Source organism: Sulfitobacter sp. M39, assembly GCF_021735935.1.
Classification (GTDB): Bacteria; Pseudomonadota; Alphaproteobacteria; order Rhodobacterales; family Rhodobacteraceae; genus Sulfitobacter.
Genome location: NZ_WMDZ01000001.1, coordinates 1,265,307 through 1,283,231, shown reverse-complemented (window position 1 = coordinate 1,283,231; position 17,925 = coordinate 1,265,307). Strand labels below are relative to the sequence as shown.

The window sequence follows — 17,925 nt, the reverse complement described above, 5'->3', positions numbered from 1 at the left end:
TGACATTCGCCGAAACCGTAAGCGAAGCTAAATTTGATCTTCGCAACCCAACCCGATTATTTTGGATCGGAGGAGACGAACGCCAGTCATAAAATGGGCTTGGAACTGTCTCGCTAACTGTTCAGCAGGCCCAGTATTTCATCAAATAGGCCTGCTATCTCCAGCGCGCCTTTGCTTCCGCTTCGACCAGCTTCCTGGACCCCACGACCATCAATCAAAGCGCTTTGAAATGCTGTTCGGTACCCGATTTTGGATTGAGCGACCACTACTTCCGGGTGTGCGCTGGCGCAATATGCTTCTGTGTCTGCCACTTGGTTCCCACGCGCCGGGGTTTGAGACAGCAGAAATCGCATTTTATAGGCTTTGGATCTAAGAAGGCGGACTGTATCCGCGACAGCGCGCACGTCAAAAAGCGACGGGCGCAGCGGCAATAGAATTAGATCAGACCTGGCAGCTACGAGCTCGACCAGGGTTGAATCTCGCCGACCGGGTGTATCCAGTACGACATAGTCGAAACCATCGTCAGCGGCCTGACCCAAGATATCATTCAGCGTATCCGGCGTACCGTGAACCACCACAGGGTTCGAATCTCCCCGCATTTGAGACCATTCCAGGACTGACCCCTGCGGGTCCATGTCGATAATTGCTACCTGACTACCTTCTTTCTTCAGGAGGGCTTCCATCGCAAGATGAACTGCAATTGTAGATTTTCCGCTACCGCCCTTCTGACCGACCAAACTAATAACCTTGGTCATTGCATCCCCCGATCAAGGTTTTTTGCGGCACCAAGTGACTTTGCTACCAGCGCCTCAAAGCGTTCGATGATCATTGCTTTCAAAGTCGAGTGTTCGATCTGAATAGCCTTCTGGAGGAGCGCGTTTACATGAGGATCACCCTCGTACTTCAACTCACACAGGTCGCGCGTGTTTAAAGTGGCGTTTGACAAGGCCTCTGACGCTTCCTTGTATGATCGTTCAAGTGGCAGGAAATCGGTCACAGATTGCGAGGTTTTCATTTCATCTTTGATAGCCGATATCGCCAAAGATATTGGATCCGCGTCACATTCACCCTGAAGATCTTCAACAACCTTCTCACAAATTTTACTCCGAGAACCGTGCGGTAATTCTTCCAGTGCCTTGGCCAAGTTTTGCCATTTGGGTCGACCAGCCTTGGACGCGAGGAGCGCCCTCGCAAAGTCATGTGACCCCGCCAGGTCCACTAACTTTTCGTACAACCCAAGTAACTTTGAGATGTCGGTTTTCGAGACACTCATCATTTCGGCGATGCGAACCTGCTTGAAGGACATCTTCTTCAACTCGATCATGATGCCAATCTTGTCACCAACCGTATAATCGCTTCTGGAAATGTTTTCTTGCAGCTGCGCCACCAACCTCTCTTCACCGTCAATCGGTCGCACAATAGCTTTGAGGCTGATCCCCAAGAGTGAAGCAACACGAAGTCGATTACGTCCGGCTATTATCGGGTACTTGCCTGTTTTCGGGTCGCACGAACCAACCAGTATGGGTTGTTGCTGGCCATTCCGCTCGATGCTTTCCTTCAAGCCATCAAAATCGCGATTAGAATGCGAATATCGGTCTCTGATACCGGTGCTGTCATCGATCTCGTATGGAGAGATTTCCAATATCGTTTCGGAAAAGTTGGCAGCTGCCAACTTTTCGCTTGGGGCGCGCTCGGCTGCGGCAAGCTCGCGAAGGGATTTGGTCTTTTGATACGTCACGTTTCAATCTCCATGGTTTAATTTGTGAGCCGCAGGGACCAATGATGAACAATGGCCCGTCAGCATCTCAAAAAGGAGATTGGTTCGTTTATACGGCGCGGAAATCTGTTAAGACGAAATAGGCATTTCTCTTCTTGGGGAAGCACCTTGGCATCGCGTGATCCGCAAAATATCGGTTAAGACCAGCGCGGTTACTTGAAACCGGCGGCACCGCACGTTTTAGCCGCCCTGCGAGCACATCCGCAGTAGGTCAACTTAATTTGGTTGGACATATAATCTGCCGACTGGTCTGAAGTATTAGGGTCTCGGGCCTTACATACGCGATATGTCACGGAATGCCGTGACCTCAACGTACCTGCACCCTTACGAATTCCTTTCGGACTTCAAGAGTCGGCTGATGCTGTATCTGGTCCTGAATGATGCCGCTTTCGCGGAGGGTCCGTTCGTTTGCTTCGCTCATCTCCCCGTCCTCGAACCATGTGTCGTCGATGCCTTCTATAAGACCAAGAGCTTTTTCGCGCTCCGCAAGCTCGAGCTCTTTGGCCTTCACAGCGGCCTCGCGTCTTTCAACGGCTTTGAGCATCTCGAAGACGCGCTTCTTCGCCTTTTCAAACGAAGAGTTGGTAAAATCTCTGATCTTTTTCGCAAACGCGACGATCCGAGCTTTAGCCGGCTTAACTCCTGATTTGATCTCGTCCTGCTCATGTTTTTCCTGCGGCCAATTTGTAGACGGCAAAAGCCCCTCCTCCCTTCCATCCTTTGCTTCAGCGTATCGAATTTTGTCGTCCATCAGCGCTGCCACCCCGATTTCAAAGCTTGCGTCTTCCAACCTTTGGCGCTTGTGCATGCCGATCACGTTTTGCTCTATTTCTTTCGACTTCTTGTAGAGTAGTCGCGCCCACTCTTGCTTCGTTGTCGGTGTCGCCTTCGACCCTCGCTCAGACCTCACGATACCAAGATGCTTAACCGCGGCCGCATATGAGTCGACAACTTTTTCATAGCTTTTTCGGCCCGCGCCAAAGAGGTAGTGCTTGTGATGCGACACCACTTTCCGCCCCTTTTTCTTCTTGGCTCGTTCGACCCGAAGGTCAAAGTGCGCTTGCGTCTCGCCCTTGCGTTTATTCTTTGGCATGGTTGGTGCCTTTTCGAACATTGGGACAATTACCGCATGAATATGCGGAGTACGTTCATCAACGTGAAGATGAGCTGCGATGCAGTCGCTTCCAAAGGTGTTTTTGAGCCATTTAACATTCGCCAACACCCAATCATCGAGTTTTTGGGTATCATACTTCCCGAAGCCCTCAGGGTCATCCCTGTGAAATTCTGGTCGGAAGTATTCTGGGCTCGCCTGAAGCACCAAAGCTGTCGCCGATTTTACATTCCGTTTGTCAATCGTCGCTCCTTGGATCCGAATGTAGGTGTCAACAACACTCAGAAAGTTGGTGTCGTCTCCAATGAGCCATTTGTTGTCCTTGGTTTGAGATTTGATGATGTGATCGTCTTGTCCGGTCGCTCTCATACAGTGTTTGTATAAAGCGATGATATCTGAGCGCGTCATACGCTTTAAATCGACGACGGTCTTCGGCTTGAAAGGTTCTGACATTGCGTTCTCCTATTCTTGTCTGAAGAGGAGATGCGGCCCCGGGCGCGATGCCGCTCCGACTTTCCGTAAGGTAAAATCGCGCCGCAAAAACAGCTGTACAAACGAACAGCGTTTTATTCCTTAGAGAAAATCAAATCTTGCAGTGAAGCTACCAAACGATGCATTCGGGCGACAAAACCGAATTGAAGAACGCTGCCGCGGTACAGAAAACCCGTAAGGATTTTCCATGGCTCACAATAGAAAAAAATAGGACCCGGCAGAGCCACCCATTTTTTCTTCCGCACTTCGTGCTTCGTTCGTCCTGCCGTCAGCCTCTGCTGAGAGCCTCTTGTGCAGAGTGCATCAGGTCATCGTTCGCCACTCCCCTGAACCACTGGCGTCTGCTGACAGCACGTATGGCCTGCGACACCTCAGAGGGTCTGAGCCATACCGAGCTATAGCCGCGTTTGGTACACACGGCCAACCGAACCCATGCACAACGCGCATCCCCAACCTTCGATTATACGCCTTCTATCCGTGCGATCAGCACCCATCTCGGGACTGAGATCGGAGAAAACATGGAACGTTCGTCCCCAGCGATATTGCCACTGAGCCTGTCAACTTTACAGCAAAGCCGCATCGAACATTACGGCCGACTTAGTGCGGCATCTCGTTCACAGCGATTTATGGGTAGCATAAGTGATGAAGCCCTAACGTGCTTCGCTCAGCAGTCGCGGCCTGACTTAACGCTTGCGATCGAGAGAGACAGTGCCCCGCGTGCGATGCTTGAACTGTATTTCGGTGAATACGCGCATGCTGAAGTAGGTCTATCTGTCGAAGACGCGTACCAGGGGCGCGGCCTTGGGCGGACACTATTCAAGCGTGGCCTTAGCGAAGCCCGGGCACATAAGATGTTGACTGTAGATGTGAACTTCGTGCGAAGTAATATCGCAATGCACAAGCTCTGCATTGATGAGGGCGGTGATGTTGAGTGCATCGGTTCTGAATGCACTGCGCAGCTCCGTACCAACTGTGAACAATTTGCAAACTCGGCAAAAACTGAAGGGGTTCAAAGATGATAGACGAAGCTAAGATCGAAGCGGCTCTTTGCGCCAAGCTATGCACGACACAGCTAACCGAAGAAGAAGTCAAAATCTGGTCGGATCGTTTCGCGGAAAAGATGACTAAATCAACCCCTGAAGAAGAGGCCTTTTTTGCGGAACTGCGCAGGAAGGCTGCAGAGCGAGGGGAATGACCGGTTAGAGGTCGTCAGCTTTATTACATACAGATAGCTATGTGAGAGTACGGCTCAACCTTAAGACAAGCCGTTTCGCTCCCCTATCTCACCACCGGCAGGTCTTCCATTCGCGTGGTATAGCGCGGGCTCCGATGATCTGCGCGAAGACGCCACGTTTGGTTCTTACCTTCGCTGGCCAGAACCATCGTCTTCTTCCCAAACCGATCATTCACGTCATCCAGAGCCTTCATCAGCGCCGGTGATTTCGGACGCGCTTGGTCGAAGAGCGTTTGAGGACGATCTTCGAACCGCACCAGGTCATTCAGCATGATACCAGCCTTGGTGAAGCCATAGCTTTTAGCGTCCGACTTCGGCCAACCGGCTTCCGCGCAGTGCCGAGCCGCTTCAACGAGATCGAAGGTATCTGACGACATCGGGGTCATGCGGGTTGTTCTGGATGCGGTATACTGAGGGCGATCTGGCCGGTGCTTATTGGTGTGAAAGAACACAGTCAGCGTGCCAGCGACCAAACCGTGCTGGCGCAGCTTTTCAGCGCCCCGTGATGCGTGCGCGGTAATCGCCTGGAACAGCGTGTCGAAGTCTGTCATCGGAGTGCCTGCTGATCGTGTTACAGCCATACCTTTGCGCTGTGGCTCTACGTCCTCAAAAGCGAGGCAGGCCTCACCCTGTAGCTCCAATACGATCCTCTCCAGCACCACAGTACCAACAGCCCGTGCCTGCCGGATTGGCAGATCACGAAGATCGGCTGCCGTGTGTACACCCAGGGCCTTCAACTTGTCGGTGGTCTTGCGACCAACGCCCCAGATGTCCCCGACTGGCACACGCGGTAGCAGCCAGCGCGCAAGGCTCTCATCCATCATATCCAAGACCCCTGCAAAAATGGGGTTCTTCTTGGCGATATCGTTCGCACATTTCGCAAGGGTCTTGGTGGGCGCGATGCCAATACGTACTGGCACCCCTACTCTTCTTAGGACCGCTGCACGCAGCGCCATGGCATGTGCAGTGCGGTCCTTGAACCCGACGAAGTCGAGGAAGCATTCATCGATGGAATAGATCTCGACGTTTGGCGTGAAGTCTTCGTAGACCTCAACCACCCGACGAGAGATATCACCATAGAGGGTGTAGTTCGAGCTGAAGACGCGGATACCATGAGCATCAACCTTTTCGCGAATGTGATGCAGCGGAGTGCCCATCTTGATCCCCAAGGCCTTGGCCTCATCGCTGCGCGCTATAGCGCAGCCGTCGTTATTGGATAGAACAATCACCGGGACGTTCTTTAGCGTTGGATCAAATATCCTCTCAGCGCTCACATAGAAGTTCGCGCTGTCGCTAATGGCTACAGGCCGCTTCATGCCAAGTCGTAACGCCGGACAACACCAGCGATGACGCCCCAAATTTCACTATCCTCAGTTAGTTCGACGTCGGGGAACTGCTCCTGACTATTCGCAGGTGCGAGGTAGTACCTGTCACCACGCTTACGCAGGATCTTTGCTGTGACAGCACCATCTACCACGGCCAGCACGGCTCTCCCGATGCGTCGCTTGCCAGCACGGTCTACAGCGATGATGTCACCATCACGTATCCCAGCGTCCCACAGGCAGTCCCCTTCTACGCGCCACCAAAATGTGGATGAAGGATGCCGAACTACCCAGGCCATAGGGTCAATCTCGTCTTCGAGATCGTCTCCAGCTGGCGAAGGAAAACCGGCGCTGACTGGTGTGCTGACAATTCGAACAGATTGGGATGGTATGTGGACGGGTCCATCAACTGGGTAAACTGGCATGGGAATCCTAATTGTTCACTATTTGTTCTCAATCTGCGATTCACCTGCCCGATGTCAAGTTTGGTTTGGGCCGATGCGGACAAGAGCCTGACGTCAGACTACGATGGTACTAAACTGGACGTCTCAGTCGACAAGGTATTTATCGGATTAGCCGGATTTCATACCCTTCGAAGGATTTGGCTGGAATCTTGATTGTGTTGCTGATGAAATTCCCCCAAAGGAACACATTTCCGCAGTTTTTCTGTTGATAAGTTCAGCGGTAAATATCACGCTCTATTAGAGATTGGGGTCATGGAATGAAAGTCTTGCGAGCCTTTCTCGGTCTCATGTTCTGCGCGGTCGGGTCGACGACCCTCGCAATGGACATAGAGGAAGAGTTTTTCGACATGCGTCCGATTACGGCACCGGTATTGCGCATTCAAATGACGGGTCCAATCGAAGATACGGATCCCGATAAGCTTCGGACTATCCTTGCCCGCTACGACGATACTTACATTCGAGATATATCCGTAACCGTCGATAGCCCCGGTGGCAGCCTCGCTGCAGGCCTAACGATGGGTAGGATCCTAAACGACCGGGACGAGATCGTCTCGTCCGATGTTGCAAACCAGGAAGGCACCAAGGCTATTTGCGCCAGTGCTTGCGTTTTTTTGTACCTTGGGGCTGATTTTCGGTATCTTTCAAACGGAGGCCGAATAGGCGTACACCAATTTAGCAGCACCGATCCTGATCTCGATGGGCAAAGCGCACTTTCGACAGCTCAAACGATTTCTTCCCTCCTGGTGTCTTACATTCAGGAGATGAGGGTCGATGTGAACTTCTTCGAACGCATGACGGACATGTCGGCCGAGGGCATTGATTTCGTTTCCGAAAGTGATCTTGTACGATGGAACGTTGTGACCGGTCCGGTTTATAGCGAAACGGCTGAATATCACAATATCAACGGCTCCCTTGGTCTGCGGCTGGAACATGTAGCGCTCCACGGGGCCAGCACTATGACACTGCTTTGCGGTGATGCGGGTCTGGTTGGTGTTGCGACGTTGCAGGAGCCAGAGTCAGCGGCAATTGGTGACTTCTTCCTCGTGATCGACGCGGAGCCCTATCAGCTCACAGACTGGGATATTGTGAAACGGGCTGAGTTCAGAACGCACGTCGCTTTTCAACTGCCCGACCAGCTGCGCGATGTAGTCGCAGACGCGAATAGTTTTGGTGCGCGAATAAGGACACCCTCCAAAGAGCTTTTCTACGGTTTCGAGCAGAATATTCGTGATGAGAAACTGCGTGATACGATTGCAAACTGTAAGACCCACCAGGTAATTCCAAAGACTGAAACGCTTGAACCAGTCGGATCAATGCAAGTATTCGAAGATCGTGATATAGACGGGAACGATCTTTTGCGCACTGGAATAAAAGGTATTTCCTTTCGCCAATGTCAGATTGAGTGCCTGGCGTATGAATACTGCCATGCAGTGTCTTACGTCGTCAAAAGCGGGTGGTGCTGGCCTAAATCTGGAGTCACCAGCTCGACCAAAAGGTCCGGCGTGGTCAGCGCAACGCGTTATTGAATGCGATAATAGGGAAAAAAGCAGAACGCGGCGAGGTGAGATTGTTGGCCTCGGTGTCTCTGTTACCCCCTATGGGCTCAGTCATCCGGAGGGAGTTTATCAGGGGAAAACCATACGGTGGTTTTTTTGGGACTATTCTGCTGCAGTTAAAAGTGCAATGTACAACGATTTGCCAAGAACGATTACTCCGAACCCCAAAAAAGCGAACGCCAACTAATTGAACGGGAACCGCTTTCGGTCACCGTTCAATCGTCTCATGTACTATTGACCGTACGTCGCGGGATCCAACTTCGAAAAAACTTCGTCCCAGTAGAGCTCTTGAAGTGCGTCTACATCTTCAACGCCTGCTACGAGATCCATCCACTTAGCAAGAATTACAGTGAACTCTTCCACTATTTCTTGAGCGCGGGGCACATTATAGGTTTCCGCGAATAAGGTCGCGACACCTTCAAGATCTTTGCGACCGAACTCTCGCGTAGCAGCAATCAACTCCGGTTCCGGCTGATGGACGGAAGCCCCTCCATCTTTGGCCTTTTCAATCGCAACCGCGTCATCTTTGTAATAGTTCCAAGTCGTGGCAGCAGTTATCACACTCCCTCCCCACAAAAGAGCCTCACGCGATCCGTCATCCATGCTTTTCCAACGATCAAGATTGATATTCGCCCCCGCTGTCGCTGCATAGAGTCCGCCAGGGACACCGATAGTGATGTCCGTAAGAACCTCATCCAAGCTATAGTTTGTAATCTCCGGAGCATTGAGCATCGCGCAATCAATAATGCCCTGATCAAGCGCTTCGTAAACTTCGTTCACTGGCAGGGATACCCCCTGAGCCCCAAAGTGTTCCGCAAAGCGCACAAAACCAGCACTGGCGGCGCGCAAGCGCTTACCCTTTAGCTCATTGACTTTGGTAATCTTGGTATCCTTGCACAAGAGACTGTAGGTAGGCGTGACACCACCGGCAGTATACACTTGATTTTGGGATCTGAATTCGTCCAGACATTCGGGGCATTTCAAGGTCGTGTACTCAACCATAGCGCCTGTGAATGCTAATGGCTCTTTGCCTGTGGGTTTCTCTACCAAGTTAACCAGAAGGTTTAACTCGTGGAGGTATAGGTTTGTTGGGTATTCAGCGGCGAAATATGCGGTAAGCACATAACCAATATCCGCCAAACCATCTCGTACGCCAGCGCTGCTCTCAGACAAGGTGAGCAAAGTCATCGGGTACCCGGTAACTGCCACCTCCCCGTTTGAACGCTCCTCAATACCACTAATGTATGCGTCAACAGCGAGCCCGATGTTGGAATTAGCAGGATAGCCATATGCATAGTTCAACTGCTCTTTAGCTTCTGCCTGCAAAGCCAGTGATACTGCCAAAACGGTTGTGGCAGACCTTAAGATGTGTCGCGATAATATCATGATGCTCCTCCAAGCAATTGTTTGCTGGGTCGCTGACCACAAATTAATCCTGCCGCATCTCCAACCCACCGAATTTTAATCGCAACTCTTTTTTTCCCTTTGCGATCTTTTCAAGGCCGGCGCAACCAAGTGACAACATACCCAGTCGTATGCTGGTCGCACCCAGGGGTTGAGTCAACACCTTCAGAAAAATCGAATTACGCGAGCCGCGCTCTAAGCTGTGTAGGGTTCATAAGCTAAGTCTTTTTTAGTGTGAGCGGAGTTGATCCTGATCTACTTCGTGGGTGATGCCCCCAAACGAGAAAGTGCTCGTTCAATGTACGGTATTGACCGTTCGCATCCATCCAAACAGTTTGGGCGGTTTGACAACATTCGCTGCGTATGAGTTCGGAGTGCATGATTGGTATAAACCTGACATTCAAATTCTGAAATAGGCCAAGGTTTTTGGTAGTACCGTCATGCTTCCACGCTTTTCAATTATAGCCTTTTAAACTTTTGGTTGTGCAATACGATCTACTCAAGCAAGAGGACACAGACATGATATCTGACCACGAAATTCGTTGTTTCCACAGTGCATTAGCACCGCAATTTACCGTGACTTGGGAGCAGGATCGCCGATTAGTCAATACTGATATCTATGTGGCGTTGCTCCAGCCCTCACCCCTAATATAGCGGGTCCCTCTGGGATTTTGCTGTATTACCAGTCGATCCCACCTTCATCCCAGGCTCCGGTCTATGAGCTGCCACGTAGACAGCTGAGAAGATCGGTGAATGTCAGAAAACCTGACGACCCGGCAACGGGGCCTGAAATGAGCTGCCGAATAGGCAGTCGCGAAGATGGAGTTTTGCTGTTTTGTTAGTTGACCCCATCTTTATCCAAGGCTTCGGTCGATGAGCTGCCGCGCAGGCAGCTGAGAAGATCGGTGAATGTCAGAAAACCTGACGACCCGGCAACGGGGCCTGAAATGAGCTGCCGAATAGGCAGTCGCGAAGATGGAGTTTTGCTGTTTTGTTAGTTGACCCCATCTTTATCCAAGGCTTCGGTCGATGAGCTGCCGCGCAGGCAGCTGAGAAGATCGGTGAATGTCAGAAAACCTGACGACCCGGCAACGGGGCCTGAAATGAGCTGCCGAATAGGCAGTCGCGAAGATGGAGTTTTGCTGTTTTGTCAGTTGACCCCATCTTCATCCAAGACTTCGGTCGATGAGCTGCCGCGCAGGCAGCTGAGAAGAACGGTGAATGTCAGCAAGCCTGACGACCCGGTAACGGGGCCTGAAATGAGCTGCCGAATAGGCAGTCGCGAAGATGGAGTTTTGCTGTTTTGTCAGTTGACCCCATCTTCATCCAAGACTTCGGTCGATGAGCTGCCGCGCAGGCAGCTGAGAAGAACGGTGAATGTCAGCAAGCCTGACGACCCGGTAACGGGGCCTGAAATGAGCTGCCGAATAGGCAGTCGCGAAGATGGAGTTTTGCTGTTTTGTCAGTTGACCCCATCTTCATCCAAGACTTCGGTCGATGAGCTGCCGCGCAGGCAGCTGAGAAGAACGGTGAATGTCAGCAAGCCTGACGACCCGGTAACGGGGCCTGAAATGAGCTGCCGAATAGGCAGTCGCGAAGATGGAGTTTTGCTGTTTTGTCAGTTGACCCCATCTTCATCCAAGACTGCGGTCGATGAGCTGCCGCGCAGGCAGTTGAGAAGAACGGTGAATGTCAGCAAGCCTGACGACCCGGTAACGGGGCCTGAAATGAGCTGCCGAATAGGCAGTCGCGAAGATGGAGTTTTGCTGTTTTGTCAGTTGATCCCATCTTCATCCAAGATTTCGGTCGATGAGCTGCCGCGCAGGCAGCTGAGAAGAACGGTGAATGTCAGAAAACCTGACGACCCGGTAACGGGGCCTGAAATGAGCTGCCGAATAGGCAGTCGCGAAGATGGAGTTTTGCTGTTTTGTCAGTTGACCCCATCTTCATCCAAGACTGCGTTCGATGAGCTGCCGCGCAGGCAGCTGAGAAGATCGGTGAATGCCAGCATGTTGATTGTCACTGAGCACTGCCCGGTGGGGGTGCGGACAAAAACTTGGACTGTTTTCACGGCATAAGACCGAGGCTTTTACGTTATTCGATCGGGCCTCTGCCACCAAGAGACATCTTGATGCGTGTTTCGTTGTACCGGCGGATTTAGGCATCAACCTCGTCAATAAACTGGGCCAAGGTGAAGGCTCGCCAATCGCGAGGATAGAAGAACTTAATCTTCAGGCGTCCACAGAAGCCTTCACATGCGGGATTGTCCTGCGAGCTCGCCTTTCGTGACATCGAGCGTCGCTGCGTCGATACGTTCCAGCCAGTCAGGCCAGCGATAGTGGCCTCCGCGATCGCTGTTGGCGATTGGCCGCGCTTCGCTGTCAGCGATGGGCTCTACCGTTGCATCAAGCATGGTATTTACAAGGTCGGCATCCGAGCTGGTCCCTATGGTCCAACTTATGACGAGGCCGTCGAAGTAATCAATGATCGGGGAAAGATAGACTTTACCTGCTCGGATGTGGAACTCTGTGATATCGGTTAGCCATTTCTCATTTGGCGCTGCTGCCTGGAATTCCCGGTCGATGATATTCTCCGGCGCTGGGCTGAACTCTCCCAGATATGAGCTGTAACGCCGCCGCTTCGGCTTTGGGACGAACAGAGATTCCTGTTTCATCAAGCGCCGCACCACTTTCTCGGAGATCAAGATGAATTCCCGCGTCATATATGCTTTGAGGCGGCGGTACCCGTAGCAGCGATGGTTGCTTTCGAAAGCAACCTTCATGGCCTGTCGAATAGAAAGATACTTATCTTCCAGATTCATGCGAGCGCGGTGGTAAAAGTAAGTGCTGCGCGCGAGACCGAGCCGAGCCAATAGCGCCAGCGTCCTATACCGGTTTTTTAGAGCTACAATGAGCATGGTCTTTTCCCGATTGCTCAGGTTCCGCAGATCGCCGCCAAGATCCTTTATTCATTTCGCTCGCAGTCTTGAGAAGATCATGCTCATTCTGGAGCTCGCGGATGTCGCGCTGCAGGGCTTCGCGCTGACGCTCCAACCCTTCGAGTTCTGGGGGAAGGGCACTCTTCTTGCGTTTCATCATGGCAGGAGCCTCCAGGCCAAGAATCTGAGTTTTCCAAGCATAGGGCGTCGGCCAGCTAACTCCGAACTTTTCCGCCAAGGCTTGGGCACTTTCTTGACGGCTATATAGCCTGACCACAGCAGCCTACTTCACGGCGACAGAGCGACTGCCAGGGCCATATGCCGTGTTGGAGGCCGGCTTCACAACGATGGTGGGTAGCGCCCTAAGCCCCTGCCGTGCTTACAGAATGTGAAGAGCACCTCACTGCAAGGGTACCGACTGAAGCATATCGTCAGTGCCTAACTTCAAAACACTGCGCCAAAGAGGGCTTTTAAACACATGGATAGCGCGCATCTCCCTGCCCTGCTCGTGGGTCGACATCAGCAGTCCAGCCCATTCAAGCGGTCGCAACACGCAGGCCTTAAAGGCGTATATGTCCCGCCTGGCAGCATTGCGATCACTCTCCGGTTCACCATAGAACTTTTGGTATAAGGCAACGTCGCTTATGCCGTGATCGGCCTCTACGCTGATCACATTCATCCATACATCCCAATTCCCGAAGGGTTGGTCATCAAAGCGCGCATAAGAGGTGTGATCGACCTCGTGTACAAAATACGGGATCAATTCGACAAATAAGCGCCCGGGCGATTGGGCCAACTCTTTGCCGCGCTTGGTGAGCCGGAACTCGTCTTTAAAGTGGCCACCAAGGCGTAATTCAATCAGCAGGAAGTGCAGCACTTCGAGCGGGGCGAAGTCAGCTTCGTTGATTACCCTTTGATAACGGAACACGTCATCCGCACCTTCTCCTGGCCAGTCAAAATTCCGTACAGCCCATTGAACGAACGTACGCTTGAACGCCTTGTTTTTGGTGATCCCTATCGGTCCATGTTCCTGCGTATATCGCAGAGTTAGTAGAGCAGCCCGTAGCAGCGGTGACCGTAGGAGGTCGTGATGGCCGTCAGCGAGAGTTTGGTATTCGATCATACTTGGAACGTCTCACAGACCGCACCGCAGCGCCACGATATTCGCAGTAGCATAATCCGTAGCACTACGAGACGACTTTGGGCAGAAACCCGATGCAGCTGGATGTAAACACTGTATTTAGCGCGCGTGCTGAAAGGGCGGAAACCAGACATTCGCTGCGATTGCGAAGTGTTGGTCCACTATTGGACAATAGCAGCCATTCGGCAGGGTAATCACCCCTTTTATCTGGGCTCAACCGAAGAATTCACGCGGCTGTGTATCTACATCAACTACCTCCAAGTTAGCCCGACTTGTCGCCCGCTACCTCAGGTCAATTCTCGGATCCAATCATCCGCTAACAAATCAAACGGTTAGTTTTCGACCAAGCTAACGAATTGTATCCTTTGTGAAACCAACTGCACCTTGCAGCTCCAGCTCGAGCCAAGAAGAGCTCCGAAGATGTTATGGCTGTTTACTTTTGCGTCAGCTGTGATCTCATTTCCGTAGCTCGTGATCTTCCAGACAAAATCTGAATCACCAATACTTGTTTCTTCTGTGGATCTTCTTGAGCCAGAAAGGCTGTCCAAAATCTTCTCCTCGCAGACTTCTTTAGTCTGCTCCTGAAGCTTAGGCGAAGCTGAAACTGGAGATCGCTCTGGAAAGCTTTTCACCACCCAAACGCCCAGTCCGCTGAAGATAGCGAACACGACTAAAACCAATGACGCTTCGACGGGGAATTTAAACTTGCCGATTTGCAATTTATTGCCCTTTTGATGGGAGCATAAGAACACATGCTACCAAGTGTTGTGGAAGCACCCCGCGTCAACCTTTGATTAGATAGTGCGAAACTTAGCCGCGGCCTGCCTGAAGCCCCAAAAGCGTGCAAGCTTCGCGCAAGCAGATTATGGCTGTGGCAGGTGTTGCCATCGCTATGGGCCGCGTGCTCTTGAAGGGGCTCGCCGGTCCGCGCGGCTTCTTCGTCATCTCGATCTCCACATCGTCGAGATGAACCAGAAATCCTCCTATACTCAATTATCTCAAATCTGTCCCAGGAGCGCTGACCTCAGACCTGACAGAGAAGTGATTGACTTAACAACAGGGCATAACGATGGTCAGTCACAAATTAGGGGGCTCTTTTAATGCGAATCCGTCTCTCAACAATCGCCGGTTTTTTCTGCGTTCTTCTATCAGGTTGTTCCGAAGGCTCTATCAAGGGGTCTGAAGAAATTCGTGAAGGGCAACTAATTTTTGCAAAAGAATGCTCTGCTTGCCATGGTGTGCGTGGCAAAGGCGCAGGGTCTCCATCACTGGCCATGGGGATCGTAGCGCCTGACTTAACAGGGATCAAGCAACGCAATGGCGGGTACTTCCCTCGGGAATTTGTTAGTCGCTTCATCATGGGCCGTCTCGAAAAAGAAGATCCCTTTTCTGCAATGCCCGATTTTTCGACGGTCGGGCTTCGCCATGTTTACCCGAATGGGGGCGCAGATGGAGAGGTACTGGAAACCGATTTTGCAAATTTGCTCGACTACCTCGAAGCGATACAGGAGTAGGTAGGAAGGAATTCGCGCTAACCAGTGGCAGATGCTCTCGCCCGAGCGGTGAAGCCGCTGGAATATATTTTAAAGGTCATAGAGTGACATCTACACAGTGAGCGAGATACGGATCTTTTAAGTAATTGTACTGGGTTTGGTACGATCTGGCTAAAGTAGCTGCACAATGTGAGGTCCAATCCACGAATATCGCATCCGAACAAATGGTGGCGATGAGCCCTATTCGCCAATAACGCGGGGCAGTTGCGAATAGGGTCGTTATGCTTTGATAAGGCAACTTTAAACTATTTAATAAATGATTTTGCGAGAAAAATACTCCGTACCCCATTTGCCTGTCCGACGTCATCTTTGATTGACACAGACCGTAACATTGTTGGGAGGATTTGATGATCCGATCCGCTGTTTCTTCATTGGTTATTGGATTTCTGGCGGTCAGTGCTCAAGCTGAAGATGCCCGAAGCGAACTTGCTCGCCAGATTGAGGAAGCGTCAGTCACATCAAACCAGCCATACTTAGATACAGGTGTAAGTTTCGGATGGCAGTTATATCCTCCTCTAATATACCGTCGTGAAATGCAAATTAATGATTGCGATGTCACAGCGTTAACTTTCAAAATCAGCGACGAGAATTCTTCGGAAGGGCCGTTTATCGAAATTACATTCGACCTCAATCGCACGAGGATCCCTGATCCGTCTGTGCCGATTGGTGATGAGTATGCCTTCATGACTGGTAGCGGAGATGAGCCAAACGGCTCGGCGATGTTCGAGATGCACTTTTTGTCCCCCTATGAACCGATAGTCTGGTCAAAAACATCTGAAGCAGAGTTTGAGCAGCCAGCTGTGTTTATTCGGTTTTTGATGGAGCCTATCGTAGATGAGAAACAGCCCCGCCGCTTACTTTCACTTTTGAATAATTACCAAGCTGCATATTGCACATTCTCGGGTTAGTTTCTTTGGATAGAAGGTCACTTCAGAATTTCGCCTCTAACCGCAACTGAATCGAATGTCAGCCTGTTGGACAGACTGAATATAACGCCGACAAAAATGCTGCGACATGCACGAATGGCCGCTTTGACGGTCTGCTCCGCAGCAACTTGATTGTATAGTCAAGGTCTGATTCGGGCCGTCCGAACCTCTCAAAATGGCAAAAGTCGTGCTGATGCCGCGCTGCATCCGATGGCCGTTGTGAGCCCAAGTTACTGGATGCTGCACCATGCGCCGATGTCCACTCTCCGGGACGTGGACAAAATCGTGACAAAATCAAACCGGGTTAAGCCAGGGTTTGTAGCACAAGATTTTCAATGCTTGTCAGCGCATCGTCGCCCGTGACAAAAAACGACCGTTTTTGGCCTCAAGCGCTTATCATTGTACCCGCGTGTAGGTCTTCCCGGCCAAAACCCGTTCCACCTGTGCGATGTTTTTCGCACCGATGCGTCCGGCGATCTCTTCAGCGCCGTGTTTTTTCGCCAACGTCCGAATAGCCTGAACCTGCTTAATCGACAGCCGTCCATCGCGTCCGCAGATTTGCGCAATAGCCCACGCGTCGTCGCGCCATTTTTCCGCAACCCAAGGTGCAGGCAAGCCTTTGCGCGGATGCTCCTGCAACCATTTCAGGACAACCCGGTCCCGCTCGTCCGGCACCGGGACCACATTTTTGGAAAGCAGTCCGTGTTCTCGCATGTAGCGTAAGCCCGACTTCCCGCCCGGAATCATATTGAGACGTCTTTGATCGTCCCAATGGCCGTCCACCATAAACTCCTCCGCCTCATAAAGCGCTTCTACATCATCGGTCGCGGCCATGACTTTGTGGTGAATGTATGTGAGCCGACCCGCATCGCGTTCTTCGCGAAACCTGCGGTGAAACAGAAGCAGGCTGCCATGGTCGATGTTGCGGTGGTGCTCAGCCCATCGCTTCTGCCAACTGCGTGTCGTTACGCCCACATAAAACCATCCTTGATCTGGATAGGAGCCGCCGCTGCCAAAAATGTGCTGGTAGAGTACATATGACTTCTTGGGATACCCTTGGGGCTTGAATAGCATATGCGCGGGACAACTGAATATCGCCGCAGGCTTCGCCACTGTGCCTTCGTCAATCTCTGTCTTTCGCGCGCGTGCTGCCGTAAGAAGCGCGGGATCCGAGACAACCTCGACCTGAATGATGGGGGCTATAACGATTTCCCCATCCTGTGGCGGACGACCTGATTGAAAGGCTATATCCCGCGAAACGGCTCTGTGCTGGGGTTCTATTTTCTTTTGGGGTGCAACGAAGGGTGCGGCCCCCTCCAGAAAGATGACGTGAAACACGGGTATGATTTGCCCCGGCACAAGGCGTATAACGCCGTTGGGATTCAAGGCTGTCTTCATCCACTGGGCACCGTACTCGGTCTTGGCAAAGGAAACCAGCATAGCCTGCAAATGGCCCCGAAGCGGGGCCATCTCCTTGGGAACCAGATGGTCCCACCACATCCGGTTGATCAGCGTCATTTAACATCCTCCACGGCCTAACTGCACTCCGCAATCATAGCGCGCCACAAAGGCCTGAGATAGCCTCGTCAATCGACCAACACCACTCCGTCCTATGGCGGCAACAAGAAGCGCGCAGCAGGAAATTTCTACTTGGCTGCAACAAACTGCTGACCTAAAAAACCTGCACCAGTTTCTGCCCTCCTGACGACTTTCCAACCGCTTTGCCGGAGGATTTTGACCCGCTCTGATCATTGAAGCAGATCTTTATCCGTCTGCAGCGAATAAGCGCTTTGTCCGCGATGCGGTCATCCTGCAGCACTCTAAGTGCTGCAGGATGCATGAACGTCAGCTTTGGGGAAGGCGGCTGGCTGGATTTGCTATTTGTCGAATGTCGGCAATGGGCCGTTCGGTGTCTTTGTATCAAAGGATTTGACGCAATTTCTTGCTGCCTTGATTATTTGTGGACGGACAAGCATCGCAACCTATTCAAACAACAGGACTGCAACC

General features: G+C 51.8%; 15 protein-coding genes and 1 pseudogene. 6 read left to right on the top strand and 10 right to left on the bottom strand.

Annotated elements, in window-relative coordinates; translation table 11 throughout:
* Positions 1–113 precede the first annotated feature (113 nt).
* From GLP43_RS06190 to GLP43_RS06180, 3 genes are all read right to left on the bottom strand, one after another.
* On the bottom strand, positions 114–755 hold the full coding sequence (locus GLP43_RS06190) for a ParA family protein (protein WP_237278621.1): 642 nt from the start codon (positions 753–755) through the stop codon (positions 114–116).
* A complete protein-coding gene (locus GLP43_RS06185) occupies positions 752–1,738 on the bottom strand; it encodes a ParB/RepB/Spo0J family partition protein (protein ID WP_237278620.1) in 987 nt (328 codons plus the stop codon). Before GLP43_RS06185 ends, GLP43_RS06190 begins: the two co-directional genes overlap by 4 nt.
* 346 nt (positions 1,739–2,084) lie before the next feature.
* Complete coding sequence (locus GLP43_RS06180) at positions 2,085–3,341, bottom strand: plasmid recombination protein (RefSeq protein ID WP_237278619.1); 1,257 nt, start codon at positions 3,339–3,341, stop codon at positions 2,085–2,087.
* 557 nt (positions 3,342–3,898) lie between these two features.
* Between GLP43_RS06180 and GLP43_RS16365 the strand changes: the two genes are divergently transcribed.
* Together GLP43_RS16365 and GLP43_RS06175 are read left to right on the top strand one after the other, a co-directional pair.
* Positions 3,899–4,399: a GNAT family N-acetyltransferase gene (locus GLP43_RS16365; RefSeq protein WP_443069463.1), complete on the top strand. Its 501-nt coding sequence runs from the start codon at positions 3,899–3,901 to the stop codon at positions 4,397–4,399.
* The gene (locus GLP43_RS06175) at positions 4,396–4,575 is read left to right on the top strand and encodes a hypothetical protein (RefSeq protein ID WP_237278618.1); all 180 of its coding nucleotides are present in this window, start codon (positions 4,396–4,398) and stop codon (positions 4,573–4,575) included. The genes GLP43_RS16365 and GLP43_RS06175 overlap by 4 nt, the downstream gene beginning before the upstream one ends.
* 83 nt (positions 4,576–4,658) lie before the next feature.
* Here the strand turns inward: GLP43_RS06175 and GLP43_RS06170 are convergent, their stop codons facing one another.
* Both GLP43_RS06170 and GLP43_RS06165 read right to left on the bottom strand, forming a co-directional pair.
* A complete protein-coding gene (locus GLP43_RS06170; RefSeq protein WP_237278617.1) occupies positions 4,659–5,930 on the bottom strand; it encodes a Y-family DNA polymerase in 1,272 nt (423 codons plus the stop codon).
* Positions 5,927–6,361 carry a LexA family protein gene (locus tag GLP43_RS06165; RefSeq protein WP_272903178.1) on the bottom strand — a complete coding sequence of 145 codons (435 nt, stop codon included), beginning with the start codon at positions 6,359–6,361 and terminating at the stop codon, positions 5,927–5,929. Before GLP43_RS06165 ends, GLP43_RS06170 begins: the two co-directional genes overlap by 4 nt.
* A gap of 296 nt (positions 6,362–6,657) precedes the next feature.
* Here GLP43_RS06165 and GLP43_RS06160 point away from each other — a divergent pair, with 296 nt between their 5' ends.
* Complete coding sequence (locus GLP43_RS06160) at positions 6,658–7,926, top strand: hypothetical protein (RefSeq protein WP_237278616.1); 1,269 nt, start codon at positions 6,658–6,660, stop codon at positions 7,924–7,926.
* 261 nt (positions 7,927–8,187) lie between these two features.
* On the opposite strand, the gene GLP43_RS06155 is transcribed toward GLP43_RS06160, so the two are convergent.
* Entirely contained in the window at positions 8,188–9,342 is a 1,155-nt protein-coding gene (locus GLP43_RS06155; protein WP_237278615.1) for a C4-dicarboxylate TRAP transporter substrate-binding protein, read from the bottom strand.
* Positions 9,343–10,463: 1,121 nt separating this feature from the next.
* Between GLP43_RS06155 and GLP43_RS06150 the strand changes: the two genes are divergently transcribed.
* On the top strand, positions 10,464–11,438 hold the full coding sequence (locus GLP43_RS06150) for a hypothetical protein (RefSeq protein ID WP_237278614.1): 975 nt from the start codon (positions 10,464–10,466) through the stop codon (positions 11,436–11,438).
* Positions 11,439–11,454: 16 nt separating this feature from the next.
* Here GLP43_RS06150 and GLP43_RS06145 read toward each other — a convergent pair.
* The 3 genes and pseudogenes from GLP43_RS06145 to GLP43_RS06135 form a co-directional block, all read right to left on the bottom strand.
* Positions 11,455–12,581, bottom strand: a pseudogene (locus tag GLP43_RS06145) (IS3 family transposase); the annotation flags it as partial.
* A gap of 117 nt (positions 12,582–12,698) precedes the next feature.
* Positions 12,699–13,421 (bottom strand): hypothetical protein, encoded by a 723-nt coding sequence (locus GLP43_RS06140; RefSeq protein WP_237278613.1) that lies wholly within the window; start codon positions 13,419–13,421, stop codon positions 12,699–12,701.
* Positions 13,422–13,771: 350 nt separating this feature from the next.
* A complete protein-coding gene (locus tag GLP43_RS06135) occupies positions 13,772–14,158 on the bottom strand; it encodes a hypothetical protein (RefSeq protein ID WP_237278612.1) in 387 nt (128 codons plus the stop codon).
* Between the two features lie 381 nt (positions 14,159–14,539).
* On the opposite strand from GLP43_RS06135, the gene GLP43_RS06130 reads away from it, so the two are divergent.
* Both GLP43_RS06130 and GLP43_RS06125 read left to right on the top strand, forming a co-directional pair.
* Complete coding sequence (locus GLP43_RS06130; RefSeq protein WP_237278611.1) at positions 14,540–14,953, top strand: c-type cytochrome; 414 nt, start codon at positions 14,540–14,542, stop codon at positions 14,951–14,953.
* Between the two features lie 386 nt (positions 14,954–15,339).
* Positions 15,340–15,900, top strand: a complete 561-nt coding sequence (locus GLP43_RS06125) for a hypothetical protein (RefSeq protein WP_237278610.1) — start codon at positions 15,340–15,342, stop codon at positions 15,898–15,900.
* A gap of 414 nt (positions 15,901–16,314) precedes the next feature.
* Here GLP43_RS06125 and GLP43_RS06120 read toward each other — a convergent pair whose 3' ends face one another.
* The gene (locus GLP43_RS06120) at positions 16,315–17,436 is read right to left on the bottom strand and encodes a hypothetical protein (RefSeq protein ID WP_037965853.1); all 1,122 of its coding nucleotides are present in this window, start codon (positions 17,434–17,436) and stop codon (positions 16,315–16,317) included.
* Between the last annotated feature and the right edge of the window lie 489 nt (positions 17,437–17,925).

Excerpts from the sequence above, each read along its gene's own strand:
- GLP43_RS06125 (WP_237278610.1), top strand. The coding sequence starts at position 15,340 with ATGATCCGATCCGCTGTTTCTTCATTGGTTATTGGATTTCTGGCGGTC.
- GLP43_RS06140 (WP_237278613.1), bottom strand. The coding sequence starts at position 13,421 with ATGATCGAATACCAAACTCTCGCTGACGGCCATCACGACCTCCTACGG.
- GLP43_RS06155 (WP_237278615.1), bottom strand. The coding sequence starts at position 9,342 with ATGATATTATCGCGACACATCTTAAGGTCTGCCACAACCGTTTTGGCA.
- GLP43_RS06170 (WP_237278617.1), bottom strand. The coding sequence starts at position 5,930 with ATGAAGCGGCCTGTAGCCATTAGCGACAGCGCGAACTTCTATGTGAGC.
- GLP43_RS06165 (WP_272903178.1), bottom strand. The coding sequence starts at position 6,361 with ATGCCAGTTTACCCAGTTGATGGACCCGTCCACATACCATCCCAATCT.
- GLP43_RS06175 (WP_237278618.1), top strand. The coding sequence starts at position 4,396 with ATGATAGACGAAGCTAAGATCGAAGCGGCTCTTTGCGCCAAGCTATGC.
- GLP43_RS16365 (WP_443069463.1), top strand. The coding sequence starts at position 3,899 with ATGGAACGTTCGTCCCCAGCGATATTGCCACTGAGCCTGTCAACTTTA.
- GLP43_RS06130 (WP_237278611.1), top strand. The coding sequence starts at position 14,540 with ATGCGAATCCGTCTCTCAACAATCGCCGGTTTTTTCTGCGTTCTTCTA.
- GLP43_RS06150 (WP_237278614.1), top strand. The coding sequence starts at position 10,464 with ATGAGCTGCCGAATAGGCAGTCGCGAAGATGGAGTTTTGCTGTTTTGT.
- GLP43_RS06190 (WP_237278621.1), bottom strand. The coding sequence starts at position 755 with ATGACCAAGGTTATTAGTTTGGTCGGTCAGAAGGGCGGTAGCGGAAAA.
- GLP43_RS06120 (WP_037965853.1), bottom strand. The coding sequence starts at position 17,436 with ATGACGCTGATCAACCGGATGTGGTGGGACCATCTGGTTCCCAAGGAG.
- GLP43_RS06180 (WP_237278619.1), bottom strand. The coding sequence starts at position 3,341 with ATGTCAGAACCTTTCAAGCCGAAGACCGTCGTCGATTTAAAGCGTATG.
- GLP43_RS06160 (WP_237278616.1), top strand. The coding sequence starts at position 6,658 with ATGAAAGTCTTGCGAGCCTTTCTCGGTCTCATGTTCTGCGCGGTCGGG.